This is a genomic window from Bacillus sp. HY001, assembly GCF_007558965.1.
GTDB classification, from domain to species: domain Bacteria; phylum Bacillota; class Bacilli; order Bacillales; family Bacillaceae_G; genus Bacillus_A; species Bacillus_A mobilis.
Window position 1 is genome coordinate 1 of sequence record NZ_VLTE01000197.1, and the last position, 456, is coordinate 456.

General features: G+C 34.0%; 1 protein-coding gene. It reads right to left on the reverse strand.

The genetic code is table 11. The features are described from left to right. The coding region (locus FOT98_RS30390; RefSeq protein ID WP_144291226.1) for a transposase at positions 1-456 on the reverse strand (456 nt) is incomplete at both ends.

A 456-nucleotide genomic window follows, 5' to 3' on the forward strand; every position in this document is an offset into this window, starting at 1 on the left:
CGTTCCAGTTTCACAGGTTTCACTTCATGAATTTTAAAAATAGACTTCCATGTTTTAAATATAATTTCAATTTGCCACCGTAAAGAATACAGTTCATATACTTCATTGTGCGGAAGGTGTTTACTAGATACGTTCGTAATAAGAAGGTTGATACGGCTTGCATATTTCGGCATCTTCTTTTTCGCTTTCTTGTGATGTTCCAAACGTTTCGTCCACTCAGTTTGTGTTAGACGATATATGACAAGGCGTGTTTTATGTTTTTGGTGAAGTCCTATATAGATTTCCGGTAATTCTAGTATTTGTCCTTCAGATAGATCTTTCGTCAATTTTTCTAAATCGAGAAGAGTCCATTTTCCACCTTTCTCTTTTTGATAGACTTGTGTATTCCAGCGAATACGTGACACATAAAATGCTTTTCGATCCGCAATTTTTTCTAAATCATAAATAGAAAAATAA